Source organism: Hyphomicrobium methylovorum (assembly GCF_013626205.1).
Lineage (GTDB): Bacteria > Pseudomonadota > Alphaproteobacteria > Rhizobiales > Hyphomicrobiaceae > Hyphomicrobium_B > Hyphomicrobium_B methylovorum.
Genome location: NZ_QHJE01000001.1, coordinates 1,375,828 through 1,390,320, shown reverse-complemented (window position 1 = coordinate 1,390,320; position 14,493 = coordinate 1,375,828). Strand labels below are relative to the sequence as shown.

17 protein-coding genes are annotated in these 14,493 nt (G+C 59.2%); 13 read left to right on the top strand and 4 right to left on the bottom strand.

Annotation, left to right across the window (positions count from 1 at the left end):
- Positions 1-3 precede the first annotated feature (3 nt).
- The 13 genes from flgG (at position 4) to fliK (ending at position 12,637) form a co-directional block, all read left to right on the top strand.
- Positions 4-792 (top strand): flagellar basal-body rod protein FlgG, encoded by a 789-nt coding sequence (gene flgG / locus DLM45_RS06810; protein ID WP_181336419.1) that lies wholly within the window; start codon positions 4-6, stop codon positions 790-792.
- Positions 792-1,277, top strand: coding sequence for a flagellar basal body P-ring formation chaperone FlgA (gene flgA / locus DLM45_RS06805; protein WP_246317199.1), 486 nt, complete (start codon positions 792-794; stop codon positions 1,275-1,277). The genes flgG and flgA overlap by 1 nt, the downstream gene beginning before the upstream one ends.
- The gene (locus DLM45_RS06800) at positions 1,274-2,380 is read left to right on the top strand and encodes a flagellar basal body P-ring protein FlgI (RefSeq protein WP_181336418.1); all 1,107 of its coding nucleotides are present in this window, start codon (positions 1,274-1,276) and stop codon (positions 2,378-2,380) included. The genes flgA and DLM45_RS06800 overlap by 4 nt, the downstream gene beginning before the upstream one ends.
- Positions 2,377-2,994, top strand: a complete 618-nt coding sequence (locus DLM45_RS06795) for a MotE family protein (protein WP_181336417.1) — start codon at positions 2,377-2,379, stop codon at positions 2,992-2,994. The genes DLM45_RS06800 and DLM45_RS06795 overlap by 4 nt, the downstream gene beginning before the upstream one ends.
- Positions 2,978-3,718, top strand: coding sequence for a flagellar basal body L-ring protein FlgH (gene flgH, locus DLM45_RS06790; protein ID WP_181336416.1), 741 nt, complete (start codon positions 2,978-2,980; stop codon positions 3,716-3,718). Before DLM45_RS06795 ends, flgH begins: the two co-directional genes overlap by 17 nt.
- Before the next feature lie 16 nt (positions 3,719-3,734).
- Complete coding sequence (locus DLM45_RS06785; protein ID WP_181336415.1) at positions 3,735-4,247, top strand: flagellar basal body-associated FliL family protein; 513 nt, start codon at positions 3,735-3,737, stop codon at positions 4,245-4,247.
- Positions 4,247-4,987, top strand: coding sequence for a flagellar type III secretion system pore protein FliP (fliP, locus tag DLM45_RS06780; RefSeq protein ID WP_181338214.1), 741 nt, complete (start codon positions 4,247-4,249; stop codon positions 4,985-4,987). Before DLM45_RS06785 ends, fliP begins: the two co-directional genes overlap by 1 nt.
- Positions 4,988-5,219: 232 nt before the next feature.
- A complete protein-coding gene (locus DLM45_RS06775; RefSeq protein WP_484496834.1) occupies positions 5,220-6,158 on the top strand; it encodes a flagellin N-terminal helical domain-containing protein in 939 nt (312 codons plus the stop codon).
- Between the two features lie 180 nt (positions 6,159-6,338).
- Positions 6,339-8,012 carry a flagellar basal-body MS-ring/collar protein FliF gene (gene fliF, locus DLM45_RS06770; protein ID WP_181336413.1) on the top strand — a complete coding sequence of 558 codons (1,674 nt, stop codon included), beginning with the start codon at positions 6,339-6,341 and terminating at the stop codon, positions 8,010-8,012.
- Positions 8,013-8,044: 32 nt separating this feature from the next.
- Positions 8,045-8,599, top strand: coding sequence for a hypothetical protein (locus DLM45_RS06765; protein ID WP_246317195.1), 555 nt, complete (start codon positions 8,045-8,047; stop codon positions 8,597-8,599).
- The gene (locus DLM45_RS06760) at positions 8,596-9,888 is read left to right on the top strand and encodes a MotB family protein (RefSeq protein WP_181336411.1); all 1,293 of its coding nucleotides are present in this window, start codon (positions 8,596-8,598) and stop codon (positions 9,886-9,888) included. Before DLM45_RS06765 ends, DLM45_RS06760 begins: the two co-directional genes overlap by 4 nt.
- Positions 9,885-11,156: a hypothetical protein gene (locus DLM45_RS06755; RefSeq protein ID WP_181336410.1), complete on the top strand. Its 1,272-nt coding sequence runs from the start codon at positions 9,885-9,887 to the stop codon at positions 11,154-11,156. The genes DLM45_RS06760 and DLM45_RS06755 overlap by 4 nt, the downstream gene beginning before the upstream one ends.
- On the top strand, positions 11,156-12,637 hold the full coding sequence (gene fliK / locus DLM45_RS06750) for a flagellar hook-length control protein FliK (RefSeq protein WP_181336409.1): 1,482 nt from the start codon (positions 11,156-11,158) through the stop codon (positions 12,635-12,637). The genes DLM45_RS06755 and fliK overlap by 1 nt, the downstream gene beginning before the upstream one ends.
- Positions 12,638-12,823: 186 nt before the next feature.
- Here the strand turns inward: fliK and DLM45_RS16615 are convergent, their stop codons facing one another.
- From DLM45_RS16615 to DLM45_RS06735, 4 genes are all read right to left on the bottom strand, one after another.
- Positions 12,824-12,952 (bottom strand): hypothetical protein, encoded by a 129-nt coding sequence (locus DLM45_RS16615; protein WP_281365423.1) that lies wholly within the window; start codon positions 12,950-12,952, stop codon positions 12,824-12,826.
- A 1-nt stretch (position 12,953) separates the two neighbouring features.
- Entirely contained in the window at positions 12,954-13,199 is a 246-nt protein-coding gene (locus DLM45_RS06745) for a hypothetical protein (RefSeq protein ID WP_181336408.1), read from the bottom strand.
- A gap of 116 nt (positions 13,200-13,315) precedes the next feature.
- Complete coding sequence (locus DLM45_RS06740) at positions 13,316-13,756, bottom strand: J domain-containing protein (RefSeq protein WP_181336407.1); 441 nt, start codon at positions 13,754-13,756, stop codon at positions 13,316-13,318.
- Between the two features lie 78 nt (positions 13,757-13,834).
- Positions 13,835-14,251 carry a PilZ domain-containing protein gene (locus tag DLM45_RS06735; RefSeq protein ID WP_181336406.1) on the bottom strand — a complete coding sequence of 139 codons (417 nt, stop codon included), beginning with the start codon at positions 14,249-14,251 and terminating at the stop codon, positions 13,835-13,837.
- Positions 14,252-14,493 lie beyond the last annotated feature (242 nt).

Sequence of the window (14,493 nt, the reverse complement as noted above, 5' to 3'; positions counted from 1 at the left end):
GCCATGAGAGCGCTGTCAATTGCCGCGACAGGAATGTCGGCCCAGCAGACGAACGTTGAAGTCATCGCCAACAACGTGGCGAACATCAACACCACCGGCTTCAAGCGCTCGCGCGCGGAGTTCACGGATCTTCTCTATGAAACGGAACGCGCCGCAGGAACAGTTGCGCGCGATGACGAGACAATCATCCCTGAAGGCAACACCGTTGGCCTCGGCGTTCGCACCGTCGCGATTCGCAATCTCCATGTGCAGGGCGCGCTCGCGCCGACGAGCAACCGCTACGATCTCGCGCTGAGCGGCATGGGCTGGTTTCAGATCCAGGGCGAGAACAACGAAATTCTTTACACGCGGGCTGGCGCTTTCAACAAAAACGCCAATGGTCAGTTGGTGACGCTGGAAGGTAACCTCGTCGTTCCGGAAATCACGGTCCCTGATACGGCCAGCGACGTCATGGTCAACCAGGTGGGCCAGGTCTACGCAATCATCGGCGCCACGGGCGAGCAGCAGCTTCTCGGTCAGTTGACGCTTGCGAAGTTTGCTAACGAAACAGGACTGGCGCCGCTCGGCGGAAACCTTTTCCGCGAAACAGTTGCGTCGGGTGACGCCGTGATCGGATCGCCGGGGGATGCAGGCTACGCCAAGATCCAGCAGGGCTATCTCGAAAATTCGAACGTCGATCCCGTCAAGGAGATCACTGAACTCATCGCCGCTCAGCGCGCCTACGAGATGAACTCGAAAGTCATCTCCGCTGCTGACTCGATGTTCAGCACAATCACGAGGGATCTGCGCTAATGCGTATGATGCGGCAAACCCTATGGCTGGCTCTGAGCCTCGCTCCGGTGTTGGCTGGCACGGCACCATCAACGCCCGTGAACGCGGCCGAAGGTGTTCGTGCCGTTATGGTTCCGCGCGGCGTTATTTATCCCGGCGACGTGATCTCGGCCGAGTCGCTTGTCGCGCGCAATCTCACGCGCGACACCGAAAGCCCCGCAGTCTTCGGAGAGAACCCAAAAGATCTGATTGGCAAAGTCGCGCGCCGCACTTTGTTGCGCGGAGAATTCATCCCGAGTTCCGCCGTGCGCGAACAGGAACTGATCGTCCAAGGACGGCGGTACAAGCTGTCCTACATCTCTGAGTCGATATCGATCGTTGGCGTCGGAATCCCACTTCAGTCGGGAGCCGCTGGCGACATCGTTTCCGTGCGCAACCCCGATAGTGGCATCGTCATCAAAGCGCGCGTTCGCGCCGATCAAACACTGGCGGTCGAAGATCAATGAGGTCTATTTGCGCCCTGTTGTTGCTTCTGCTCGCGACCAGCGTCGCGACGGCAGCCACGCGCATCAAGGACATTACCGACGTTCGCGGGATTCGCATCAACCAGTTGGTCGGATACGGCCTCGTCGTCGGACTCAATGGAACGGGCGATACGCTGCGTAATTCGCCGTTCACGCAGCAATCCGTGCAAGCGATGCTCGATCGCATGGGCGTGAATATTCGCGGTTCTCAGTATCAGCCGCGCACGCGCAACGTCGCCGCCGTCATGGTCACAGCGGACCTTCCGGCGTTCGGCCGCAAGGGTACGAGATTCGACGTCACGGTATCGTCTCTCGGCGACGCGAAGTCGCTCGCGGGCGGCTCGCTCGTCATGACGTCGCTGATGGGTGCCGATCAGACGATTTACGCGGCTGCGCAAGGTCAGATTACAATCTCTGGATTTCTCGCGAAGGGCGCGGCGGAAACGGTGACGTCCGGCATTCCAACGCGCGGACGTATTCCGAACGGCGCGATCATCGAGAAAGACGCGCCGGGAGGATTGGACGAAGGCGATCCGCTCGAACTCGTTCTCCGCAATCCGGACTTCGCGACCGCAGTCCGCGTGATGGACGCCATCAACACCTACGGCGAAGAACACTTTGGTCGGAAACTCGCGGCTGCAAAAGATTTTCAAAGCATATCGCTGCGCAAGCCGAACGGAATGTCGACACCGCGTTTGTATGCCGAGATCGGCGAACTGATGGTCGACCCCGATCAGACGGCACGCGTCGTGATTGACGAACGCACTGGAACGATCGTCATTGGCGCCGATGTTCGCATTTCGACCGTTGCTGTTGCGCATGGAAGCATCACCGTCCGCGTGACGGAGATGCCGCAAGTTTCGCAGCCCGCGCCGTTTGCTGATCGCGGCGAAACAGTCGTCGTGCCGGAAACTTATGTCGATGTGACCGAAGCAGGCGGGAACGTCGAGATTGTACGCGGCACGAAGTTGCGTGAGCTCGTAACGGCGCTCAATCGCATGGGACTGAAGCCGATCGGCATCATCGCCATTCTGCAGGCTATGAAGACGGCAGGTGCGCTGCAAGCCGAACTGGTGGTGCAATGATGAGGGCCACCGCGATTCTTTGTGGCGGGATCGCTCTGCTCGGCTGCGTGACGGCGAATGCTGATGAGGCACGCTCCACATCGCGCCAGATCGTACTGGCCAATGCCGCAGTCGACGGCGCAGCAAAGAAGGCTGACGAAGGCGACGCCGCCGCCAATGCTCTGCCCTTGCCGCCTACTGCGCCTGCTCGCCTGACGCCCGCCGAACAATATTGCTCCAGCATCGTAGACGCTGCAGCGGCAGCGCAAATCGCCCAGCAAACGGAAAACCTTGAGATGGCCAAGCGCCGTATCGAGGAACGCGTTGCGGTTCTGGCAGCGAAAACAGAAGAGCTGAAAAGCTGGATGAAAAAACGCGAGGACTTTACCGCACACGCAGCCGATACGCTCATCGAAATCTACAGCAAGATGAAGCCGGATGCCGCCGCGAACCAATTGCTCGCGATGGATGAACTGACCTCGGCCGCCATCGTCTCGAAGCTTTCGCCGAAAGTGAACAGCCTGATTCTCGGAGAGATGGACGCGACGAAAGCCGCACGACTGACGGCGATCATCGCCAACGCCGGAGCAATCTCAATGAAGCCGGAGGTCCAGTCCCGTGCGAACCGGCAATAGAGCACGCTGGACGTCGCTGGCCTGCGCTTCTCTCGCGCTGCTGTTGCCAGCGTGCGCGATGGATCAAATACGCGAGATCGGCCGCGAGCCTGCACTCAGTCCGGTGGGAACCGGCCTCACGCCCAATCGTGTTTCGAATCTCGATCTGCCCGTGGCGACCGCCTCCATTCATGCCGGAAATTCGACGTGGCGCGATTCCGGCGCGGACCTTTTTCGTGACGCCCGCGCATTCCGGATTGGCGACGTCGTAACGGTCAATATTCAAATCAAGGATAAGGCGTCGTTCAACAACTCGCTCAATCGATCGCGCGATGCGAACGTCGCCTTGGGCACGGCACTGGATTATAATCTCGCATTCGGAGGTCCGGCTATCACGGGCTCCGGCAAAATCAAAGGCAACCTGGATCGCTCCACGTCCACCGATGCAAAAGGAGGGATCGCACGCTCCGAAAGCATCAACTTGCTGGTCGCGGCTGTCGTGAGCGAAGTGCTGCCGAACGGCAATCTCGTAATCAGCGGCACGCAGGAAGTTCGCGTCAACTTTGAAGTTCGCGTCTTGAGCGTCGCCGGTGTCATTCGTCCGCGCGATATCTCGACCGACAATACGATTTCCTATGACAAGATCGCCGAAGCGCGGGTCTCCTATGGCGGACGCGGCCGGGTAATGGAGGTTCAGCAGCCCGCGTACGGACAGCAAATTCTCGACATGGTTTCTCCGTTCTAGGCTCATCGGAGGAAACGTGGCCCAGGCGCTGGTAAAACAAGACGAGACGATCCCGGCACCAGCAGCCGAGGGCGGTAGCGTGATCAAGGGGATGATCGCGGCAATCGTCCTGGGTGCGGGTAGCGGAGTGGCGTTCGGTTACTTCGCGGTGCCGGACGCAGCGCCGGCAAAGGAGATCCACACCCCGATCGAGGAAAGCAAAGACAAAGCCCAGCCGGTAACTGGCCGCTTTCCGAATGACGCGCAGGAAATCGCGATTCCCTCGATCCTCGTAGATCTTAAAGGCGAGCCGAAAACCAGGGTTCGCCTGGACGTCTCCATCGTCGCTGTGCACGGCACATCGGGGTCGGGCCCGCTGAAGGGTGAAGTCAGAGAAGACGTCATTGGCTATCTTAAAGGCCTGAACGTCAGTGACATCCAGGGCGTACGAGGGTTCCAGAATCTGCGCGAACAACTTGACGATCGCGCCAAGATCCGAGGACGAGGCGCAATTCTCGGATTGCTGATCGGCGGGCTTGTCATCGAATGATGTTGCGCCTGGTTATGGCGGTTTTCACCGCGCTCTTGCTCACCTCGACCACGGCGGTCGCCCAGCAGATAAATCTCGAATCACTCTTCCCAGCGGGAGACGCCACCGTCTCCGGGCGTATCGTTCAGTTGCTCGTGGTGATGACCGTTTTATCGGTCGCCCCCGGCCTGCTGATTATGGTCACGTCGTTCGCGCGTTTCCTGATCGCACTCTCGTTCCTGCGTGCCGGACTGGGCCTGCAGACAACGCCGAACAATCTCATCCTCGTCAGCTTGGCGCTGTTTATGACCATGTTTGTCATGGCGCCGACGTTCCAGAGCGCCTGGGACAATGGCGTCAAGCCGATGGTCGAAAACCAAATCAGCCAGCAGGAAGGGTTCACCCGAACGACTGAGCCCTTCCGCGTTTTCATGCGGGCCAATGTCCGCGACAAAGACCTCGCGATTTTTCAGTCGATGGCCGTCGAACGCTTTGGGCAGGCCGAAACCATCGGACCCGATGATCTGCGCGTTCTTATTCCGGCGTTCATGGTGTCCGAGCTGCGCCGCGGTTTCGAGATCGGCTTTCTTGTTACGCTCCCGTTCCTGGTCATCGATCTTGTAGTGGCAACGATCATGACGTCGATGGGCATGATGATGATGCCGCCCACTGTGGTATCGCTGCCACTTAAGATTTTGTTCTTTGTTCTGGTGGACGGCTGGAGCCTTCTCGTCGGCGCGCTCGTCAAGTCTTTTATCTGAAAATCCGTACACTTACGGCTTCGGCAGCGCTTCGTCAGAGCACGCGCATACTTTCAATCAATTCCTGCAAAAGTAACGATTAGGAAAGAACTCTCGGCTATTGCTTCGAGCATGACAGAGTGGCCGCTCGCAAGCGCCACAGGCATGAAGCCGATCTGCCAGGCCGGAAAAAACCCGGCATGTCCCCAGCATTGCGCATCTAGTGCCGAGTAGAAGGACAAGGGACATGGGCATGAATAGCATTAACACGAATACCGCCGCGATGACTGCACTGCAGTCGCTTCAGCAGACCTCGAAGTCGATGCTGACGACGCAGAACCGCATCTCGACCGGCCTCCGCGTCGCAACTGCAGAAGACAACGCCGCTTACTGGTCGATCGCAACGACGATGCGCTCGGACAACGACGCGCTCTCGACGGTTCAGGACGCGCTCGGCCTCGGCAAGAGCACGGTCAGCATCGCCTACACCGCGATGAACACCGCCATCGATCTCGTCGGCCAGATCAAGACGAAGTTGACGGCTGCTGCAACTCCGGGCGTCGACCGCTCGAAGATCCAGTCGGAAATCAAAGAACTCCAGAACCAGCTCAAGGGCGTTTCCGATACGGCGAGCTTCTCGGGCGAGAACTGGCTCTCGGTGGACTCGTCGAATACGGGCTACAACGCAACGAAGTCGATCGTTTCCTCCTTCACGCGTACGTCTTCGGGCGCCGTGCAGGTTGGCAACATCAGCATCGACACGAAAAATGCGGTTCTGTTCGACTCGAGCGCATCGGCAGCCGGCATTCTCGATGCAACTCGCAACTCGCTGGGCGCAATCGCTTCCACCGGCACATCGGTTTACGCGATGGACATCAGCACGCTGACCGACAGCGCGACTGACCTCAACACCCTCAAGGGCTACATCTCTGGCGCCGACGCGGCGTTCCAGGAGATGACGAAGGCCGCGACCGGCCTTGGTGCCAACCAGCAGCGCATCAACCTGCAGAGCACGTTCGTTTCCGCTCTGTCGGACGCCATCACGTCAGGCGTATCGCAGCTTGTCGACGCCGATATGAACCAGGAATCGACCAGACTGCAGGCGCTTCAGGTCAAGCAGCAGCTTGGCGTCCAGGCGCTGAGCATCGCCAACCAGTCGAGCCAGAACATCCTCTCGCTCTTCCGCGGTTGATGAATTGAGGTTTGGCGCTCCGGCGCCAAGCCCCCTGCCCTTTCCTTGATCGGCATTTGTGACGGGTCGTTCCGTGCTTGCCCACTGCTTCGGCAGAGGTGAGCCCGGAAACGGCCCGTCACCTTTACACAAGGTTCGCTCTCTACCGTCGGCGCGGAACCGTGCGGGTAGGTCCGAACAATGGATTGGCGTCAGCTTGAAAATCTGATCAGCAGCCTCAAAGGTCTGGGGCAGCGCCGCCTGATCGCGCTCGGAATCGCGGGCTTCTCCGTGTTTGCGCTCATCTCGGTCGGCAGCTATTTTGCCTCGCGCTCGAACTACGAAACGCTTTACGTCGGCCTGACACCGCCGGATATCAGCCGCATGGGCCAGGTGCTCGGCGAAGCCGGAATTTCGTTCGAAACAAGCCTTGACGGAACCAAGCTTGGCGTCGCCTCCGGGCAGGCCGGGCAAGCCCGGGCGTTGCTGGCCGAAAAGGGTCTGCCGGGCAGCCCGAATTCCGGTTACGAGCTTTTCGACAAGCTTGGCGCCCTCGGCCTCACATCATTCATGCAGGAAGTCACCCGCGTTCGCGCGCTTGAGGGTGAACTCGCACGCACGATCCAATATCTGAAAGGCATCCGCGCCGCGCGCGTGCACCTCTTTCTGCCGGACCAGAACGGCCTGCGAATCAAAAAGCAGTCCCCCTCGGCGTCTGTTGTCATCCGAACCGACATCTCAGGCGACGCCGCCTCGGCGCCCGCAATCAAACATCTAGTGGCCTCCGCCATCCCCGACATGACCCCCGATGAAGTTCAGGTGATCGGCACCGACGGAACACTTCTCGGCGGGGGCAAATCTGCGACCGGCGATAAGCCGGTTCAAATGCTGGATCTCGAACGCACCGTCTCCCAGCAGGTGCAGGACAGCGTGAAGCGCGCTCTCTCGCCTTACCTTGGCATCGACAACTTTGAAGTCAGCGCCATCGCGCGACTGAATCTCGATAAGCACCAGACGAACGAAACGAAGTTCGACCCGGAAACCAAGGTCGAAAGATCAACGCGCGTCGTCAAGGAAGCGCAAAGCTCGTCCGACGGTTCGGCAAAATCTGAAGTCACCGTCGAACAGAATATTCCAGGCGCGGCACCTGTCGGCAAAGAGAACAAGCGCGCGCAAGATAGAAAAGAAGAAACTACAAACTACGAAATCAGCTCAAAGTCGGCATCGACCACGAGCGAGGGCTACAAGGTCGACAACATCTCCGTCGCGGTTGTCGTGAACAAGAAGCGCCTTTCCGAAGTCCTTGGTCCGGAAGCCAAAGCCGCAGATTTCGACAAGCAGGTTGCCGAAATTGAGCGTGTTGCGCTGTCGGCTGCAGGTCTCGATACCAAGCGCGGTGATCGCATTAGCGTTTCGGCGCTGGAGTTTGCAGCCTCCCCGTTCGGTACGGAGCCTGGTTCTGGTGGAAGCGACTGGACCGTTATGCTGATGGGCCTCGCTGCAACAGGCATGAAGTCCCTCACCATTCTCTTGGTTGCGGCAATCGTTGTGATGGCGGGATTCAAGCCCGCGATGCGCGCTCTCATATCGAGTTCCGGGCCAACGGCGCTGCAGTCCGAGTCGGTCACGGCGCTGGGCGCTCCATCGACGCAAGGTCCGGCGCCGCTCGACACGCCGGAAATGGCGTCGGCGCTGCTTGAGCCGGGCGCCAATCCGTTTGATACGGCCGACAACATGGGCTCGGATTTTTCCGGCGGCGGCTTATCGTTCGGACGCCAGATCTCGTTCGGTCCAGTTGAGAAGCTCGGCGCGATCATTGCGCGCGACGAAGAGCAAGCGACCGCAGTGATGAAACACTGGGTCAAAAACGGATGATAGGGCGCCAGCGACATAGCCGGGCGTTTCCATTGCTTGCCGATATCGACCGGGGTGGCGGTTTCGCTCTGCCCGATCACGGGGAGAAATTGAGCGAAGCGCACAACACTGGATTTCAGCTTGGTCTGGCTGCGGGCAGAGTAGAAGCGGAAGCCGATTGCGAATTGCGGCTGGCGGAACTCGAAACGCGTCACCTCGAAATGCTCGCGCAGCAACGCGAAGGCCTGCAACGTGACTATGCGGACGCGCTCGCGGATCGTTTCGACGGCGCCGTAAAAATGATCGAACGCGCGATTGAAGAGCGGGTCGCAAATCTGTTGCAGCCATGGCTCGTCGAACGCCTTCGCGCGCGCGCGATTGAAGACCTCGAAAAGGCGATCGTTCGCGCACTGTCCGAAGGCGCCAAGGTCCACATCGAAGCGCCGCCCACTATCGTTGCGCACCTTCGGGACCGCCTTCCGAATACGGGGCTGCAGATCGAATATTCCGAAAGCCAGACAGCCGATATCCGCGCGCATATCGAAGATACGCAAATCGAAGCGAACCTGTCCGTATGGATCAGTGAGCTGGAGGCGGCGGCCGAATGAGCGACGGACAGGAAGACGTTTCCTCACAGCCATTGGTGATCGTTCGTCGGCGGCGACAGACGGAAGAAGCGCATCACGGCGGCGTCTGGAAGATTGCCTACGCTGACTTCATGACCGCGATGATGGCGTTCTTTTTGGTGATGTGGCTCGTAAATGCCGCTGACAAGAAGACGATCGTTCAGGTCGCGGCGTACTTCAACCCGATGCGTCTGACCGATCGCACCGAGGTGCCGAAGGGCCTCGAAGACACAAACGAAATGGAAGTGAGGCAGACGCGCGACCAGAAGGACAAGACGGGCGCGCCGCATCCGGGCAAGGATATTCCGAAGGGCCCCAGTGAAAGCTCGTCGAAACCGAGCCCAAACTCGGCCGAGGGCGCGAAGGCACAGAAGGCGAGCGGTGAGGCCGGAGGCAAGATCGAAGAAGCGCGGAAGGAAGACGCTCTTTTTGATGATCCCGGCACTCTTTTGAACAGCCTCGCCGATAAGGCGAAGGCAGATCTGCTTTTGGAAGCCGAGAGCCCTCCGGAGGCCCAAGCACGAGATCCGTTCGATCGGACTGTTCAAGACAAAAGATCGAATGCAGCACGGCGTTCGGCGGAAGACCTAAATCCGGGAGATCCCCTGCCACCGCAGGGAGCGGCTACGGTTGATTCGAAAGCCGCAGTTCGTCCTCCAAGTGATAGCCTGCGCGCGGCCGTTCCAGCGCCAGTCGAGACAAAACCTGCGCCCAAGCCCGGCGCTGAAGCGCCCGGAGTGAAGCAACGCGATCCCGTCAAGGAACAGCTCGCGCCCGGCCCGGCGGACAAAGCTGGATTAGTCGATAAGGAGAGCGAAGCTAAGAAGGTCGCCAAAGATATATCGAGCGCGATCTCCAAGGTTTTGCATAACCTGCCCAACGTCGAAGTGAAGGCCACATCGGAAGGCTTGCTTGTCAGCCTGCTCGACGACGCGAAGTTCGGCATGTTCGAGGTCGGTTCCGCCAAGCCACGTCCGGAGCTGGTCATCGTGATGGATAAGATCGGCGAAGTTCTGAAAGAGAAAAAGGGCGATATCGTTGTCCGAGGTCATACGGATGACCGTGCCTATCGCAACGGCAACTACGACAACTGGAGACTTTCCGCGGCGCGCGCGCAGATGGCCCATCACATGCTTGTTCGCGGCGGCATCGCCGAATCGCGATTTGTTGCCATCGAGGGGCGCGCCGACCGCGATCCAAAGATTCCGTCCGATACCAGTGCGGCGCAAAACCGACGCATCGAGATCCTCATTCGTGAGCGGCCGCGATGAAGCGCCTTGTCTGGATCGCCATTGGAGGTGTGACGCTCGCGGCCCTTGCCGGTGGCGTCTTCTTCTATTTAGGCGCAGGCCATCAGTACGAGGCGGGACCGGACGCTCAGGCGTCGCGCCAACAGCACAAAACGTCTGCTACGACCGACGAGGAACGCGACGCCAGCGTACGCGCGCAAACCCTTGGACTTCTCGAAGAACTCAATGCCGTACAGGATCGAGTGATTGCGGGAGACCGCGGAGCGCTCGCTGAACAAAGCAGATTGATGGCGACGATCGCGTCGGTGCTTCGGAAATTCCAGCAGGAAAACTGGAACGACTACGCGAATGTTCGCGCCGCCTTCGTATACGTGCTGAGCGGTGGAGAGCCCGATGTGCTAAATCCGCTCCTGAATGACGACATGCTATACGCAGCCGATCGAGACCTTGCCGAGGGCATCATGAGCTTCGCGCGCGGGGACACGCAGGCAGCGAGAAAGTCGTTCGACGAAATCGATCCAAGGTCGCTCGACATTAGACTCACCGGCCCGTTCGCGCTGGCGCGTGCATCCCTCTACATCGGAGAGGATGAGAAAAAAGCCATCTCGCTGCTGGATGACGCACGCATCGCGGGGCCGCACACCGCAATCGAGGAAGCAGCGGTACGGCGGCAGATTCCAATTCTGATGGACGTTGGTGACACGCCGCGTGCCACGATGCTGATGGCGGATTACGTTCGCCGCTTTGGAAAATCCGCTTATGCGTGGAAGCTGTTCCAAAGTTTTGCAGTTTCGATTGCGAAGCAAGCGGACCTCGAAGACCAGAAAATGATGGAAGACCTTCTGTCCGCAATCTCAACGGCAGATCCGAAGAGTAAAGCCAACCTATGTCTCGGAATCGCAAGTGAAGCGCTGCTGAATGGCAGAATTGCTTTGGCTGGATTAGCGGCCGATGCCGTGCTGAAAATAACCCCGCTATTGCCCGATCAACTGGAAAAAGCGCGGCTCTACAGGGCCGCGGCCGACGCGCCAAGCACGCGCGCCGAGGAAGCACTCGCAATCCTGAGTCAGATGTCGCGCAATCGCCTTTCGGAAAACGATAACGAAATTCGCGAAGTCGCAAGTTTCATTGCGCGCACCGTGATTGAATCCGGCAAGCAGCGGCCAACGCAGATGAAACAGACGAAGGCCGGTGCGGAAGGTACAGATACACCACGACCACCAGGCGCATTGGAACAAGCAGAATCGGCGATGAAAGAAGCCGACAAGCTCATTTCGGAGAGCATGTAATGACGCACGCGATCGGTGCCTCTCAGCCCGGCCCAGTCATGGCCGATAAAGCCGCACACTCTTCCACCTCAAGCGCGTTACGTCGGGGCCAACATGCGAATGCGGTGAACCGCGAAGCCAAGGCAGACGACGAAAAATCGTCGCTCAAGGATGGTGACGCACGCCGATCACGCGCAGGAGAAGCGCCCAAGACCTCGGCGACCGAAATATCTGACGTGCTCGCATCGCGCGAGTCACGAACCCCAACCAAGAGTGATGCTGCGGACGACGACTTTGCGGCGACAATTGATGGCCTCGAAGGAAAGCCTGAAACGCCCGCCGAGGTCAGAACCGAGCCCGCGAAGGGCACCGAGAGCACAGTCTGGAACGCCAATGCAGCATTCGCGCAGATCGCGCTTGCGCGGTTGTCGGACGGTGAGGCTGGCGAAGTCTCGGCCGCTGAAGGCAAAGATCATGGAAATACGCGCCGCTCGGAAGGATTGAAAACCGGCTTGCCGGACTTGGCGGAAAAGCGTGTAGCCAATCATCTGGATATGCCAACGGATGAGTTGCCAGAGGAAACGTTGACGACAACCGTCAGAGTCGACGCCCGCGAAACGCATTGGTTGTTCTCCGAGCGAAAGATTGCTGAAGCAGGCACGGCCGCCGCGAACGGCGAACGCACCGCCACCGGGAAGATTGCTCCACAAGAGGTGCTTTCAGCGAAAGCTCAGGATCTCTTGCAGAAGGCGTCAAACCAAAGCGACAAGTCCGCCGCGCAGACCATCGGCCAAGCGGCCGCCACGAGCGACGCGCCTAAGCGTCAGACATTCGATAGCCAGCGCGACAATGGAAAGTCGCGCGAGCAAACGGGTAGCGATCGCCGTCCGTCAGCACTCGGCGCGGCAGGCAAGACTGAGCGCGTCGCAACTGACATGCCAACCCAATCCGCAGGCGTTCCGGCCGCAACTCAGCAACTTAAGAACGGCATTCTCAACGCGCTGACCGGAGGCCCGCGCGATGGCGCGCCAACTCAAACAAGCCCATTTCATACGATGCCGGAGCGGCCAACGATGGCAGGTCAGGTTCTCCGCGCAATCGACATCACGTTATCTCCCCCCGATCTCGGCACAGTGAAGGTTCGCATGTCGCTGCGTGAAAACGCGCTCGAGATCGACGCGGCTGCTTCGAAAGCATCGACGGCAAAATTGTTGCATGACGACCGAAAAGGCTTGGAGCAAAGCCTGCGCGAGTCAGGCTATGACGTTTCAAGCTTGAAGATTTCCGAAGCAAGTACGAGCAGCTCAGCAAACTTCAACAGCGGTACAAATCCGCAAGACGGCGGACAGGCTCGCACTGGGTTTCTGGGGCAGCAAGCGTCAGACCAGCAACGGCGGGAGGGCGCGCCGTCGGATCAATCGCAGCAGCGCTCATCCGGTGAGCGTTCCAACAGCGGACGAAACGAAAGCGATGCACGGCAAACCAGCGGGATTTACATCTAGGTCGTGACGATGGCGCAGCAACAGCAGCTGGGCGGGACGGGCTTACGCGGCCCATTTCCCCTTGTTTCGGATTCGATCGAGGAAGAAATCGTCGATCATTGTCCAGGAGCGTATGCGCTTGGCTTTATCGATAACCGTGGCCGCTTCGCGATTACGTTCGTCGGCAGTGCCGGAGACGATCTGAAGTCAAAGCTCAAGGCGCACATCGGCACCGCGCCGCAATTCAAGTTCCGGCATTTCGAGCACCAAAGTCAGGCGTTCGAAAAGGAATGCGAAATGTTTCACCAATTCGTGCCCGGTGGAAACTTCCTGCACCCTAGCCGGCCGCCCGGCACAAATTGGACGTGTCCGAAGTGTCGAGGGCCGATTGGCGGCCGTCCATAATGCGGAATATGTCCGCCAGCGCCTGATGATAGCCGGAATGCCAATACGCGCATTCCGCTGTGTCTCGATCCAGATGCAGGTGCTGCTCAAGCTGCGAAGACCAGTCGCCGGTCAGTTGCTCGCCGATGCCGGTCATGCGAGCCCGCAAAGTCTCGATATCGATGTTACGCACACTCATAAAACGTCTCGTCCCTATTCCGTGCCGGTCCGGCTTAGGGGAGACTGTACGCGATATTTATCGCAACATCGCCAATACGACTGATTGCATTTTATCAAAGTTGGAAGTCTCGGGGGCTAAGCCCCCGATTTTCTAAGTTTCGCGACGTATTGATCGATGAGGGCATTGGCGATCATCATCCGCTGAGTAGCCGCCTCGCGGAGGTCCGGTGGCATTCGATCAGGATGGTTGCGCAACGCAAACGCCCGCTTCACGAGCGCCACGTCGGCTTCGGTGGTAACGCCTTCGATCAGTCCGAGGTCGTGTAAGATTTTGTTAGGATCGAGAGAGACCTCCGGTGCTGTCTCCCCGTCGTAAGAATAGGTGTGTCCGGGCGGGATCATTGCGGCGGCTGACTGCGGAATCGAGCGAGCCGTCGCGGCGGCTCCCCAGGCTGCCTCCAAGCTGTCGATCGAAAAGGGATGCGCGGCCCGCGGCAAATCCTCAAAGGAATCGGGCCCTTCGGCAAGGTCTTCGATCAGGCGGTCGAACGGTGATGACGAAGGCGTTGGACGCATCAGGAGATGTGGGGCCAGTTGGCGAAACGATGCCGAACCTTAACGACCCAGGCTTGCAGTGCGCTTACGGAGCTTTGCTTAGCTGCGCCGCGCCGACTTCTGCAAGCTCACGGCCTTGCCGAAATATTCCCGGCCCAGATCTTCAAAATCTAATCGCTCGGCAACGTCCGTAACAGGATCGCGGAACTCGATGCCGATATGGTTCTTCTCGACCCAACTCACATAGCCGTTGACGGGCGTGCCGTCGAAAAGGGTCAGCGTCACGCGCTCCTCGACGTTCGGTACCGCGCCGTCGAGAATGCGGATCTTCGCTCCGGTTTCCGAAAGGTCGACGAGATCGCAGATCATGCTGGAGCTGCGAAACTGCATCACGGCATGCTGGTGGGTCGTCTGGCGGAATTCCGCACGGCGGTCGCCTGGCGCAAACGGCCGCTCCGGCACAAGGGCCCGGTCGGTCAGGTCCCGGCGCATTCGGCGCGTTCGCGTATGCTTCATGGGAACACCGTTCGCGGATAGGCACCCGGATGGGTGAATAGAGTTTTCGATCAACGGATATATTTAGGCGCAATTAGACTGACAAATCGCTAGGAGAAGCCCGCCGAATTAGATATCGGAATTCAGCATTCATTAACGCCGTTCGATTTCCGGAAAGGCACAGTGGTCCAATGGGGTATTGCGCTCTATTCCCCGCGTAATAGGGCACGCATTGCTTGCACCCTCGGTAGAAGAGCCCGGCC

Excerpts from the sequence above, each read along its gene's own strand:
- flgG (WP_181336419.1), top strand. The coding sequence starts at position 4 with ATGAGAGCGCTGTCAATTGCCGCGACAGGAATGTCGGCCCAGCAGACG.
- flgA (WP_246317199.1), top strand. The coding sequence starts at position 792 with ATGCGTATGATGCGGCAAACCCTATGGCTGGCTCTGAGCCTCGCTCCG.
- DLM45_RS06800 (WP_181336418.1), top strand. The coding sequence starts at position 1,274 with ATGAGGTCTATTTGCGCCCTGTTGTTGCTTCTGCTCGCGACCAGCGTC.
- DLM45_RS06795 (WP_181336417.1), top strand. The coding sequence starts at position 2,377 with ATGATGAGGGCCACCGCGATTCTTTGTGGCGGGATCGCTCTGCTCGGC.
- fliP (WP_181338214.1), top strand. The coding sequence starts at position 4,247 with ATGTTGCGCCTGGTTATGGCGGTTTTCACCGCGCTCTTGCTCACCTCG.
- DLM45_RS06775 (WP_484496834.1), top strand. The coding sequence starts at position 5,220 with ATGAATAGCATTAACACGAATACCGCCGCGATGACTGCACTGCAGTCG.
- fliF (WP_181336413.1), top strand. The coding sequence starts at position 6,339 with ATGGATTGGCGTCAGCTTGAAAATCTGATCAGCAGCCTCAAAGGTCTG.
- DLM45_RS06760 (WP_181336411.1), top strand. The coding sequence starts at position 8,596 with ATGAGCGACGGACAGGAAGACGTTTCCTCACAGCCATTGGTGATCGTT.
- DLM45_RS06755 (WP_181336410.1), top strand. The coding sequence starts at position 9,885 with ATGAAGCGCCTTGTCTGGATCGCCATTGGAGGTGTGACGCTCGCGGCC.
- fliK (WP_181336409.1), top strand. The coding sequence starts at position 11,156 with ATGACGCACGCGATCGGTGCCTCTCAGCCCGGCCCAGTCATGGCCGAT.
- DLM45_RS06745 (WP_181336408.1), bottom strand. The coding sequence starts at position 13,199 with ATGAGTGTGCGTAACATCGATATCGAGACTTTGCGGGCTCGCATGACC.
- DLM45_RS06740 (WP_181336407.1), bottom strand. The coding sequence starts at position 13,756 with ATGCGTCCAACGCCTTCGTCATCACCGTTCGACCGCCTGATCGAAGAC.
- DLM45_RS06735 (WP_181336406.1), bottom strand. The coding sequence starts at position 14,251 with ATGAAGCATACGCGAACGCGCCGAATGCGCCGGGACCTGACCGACCGG.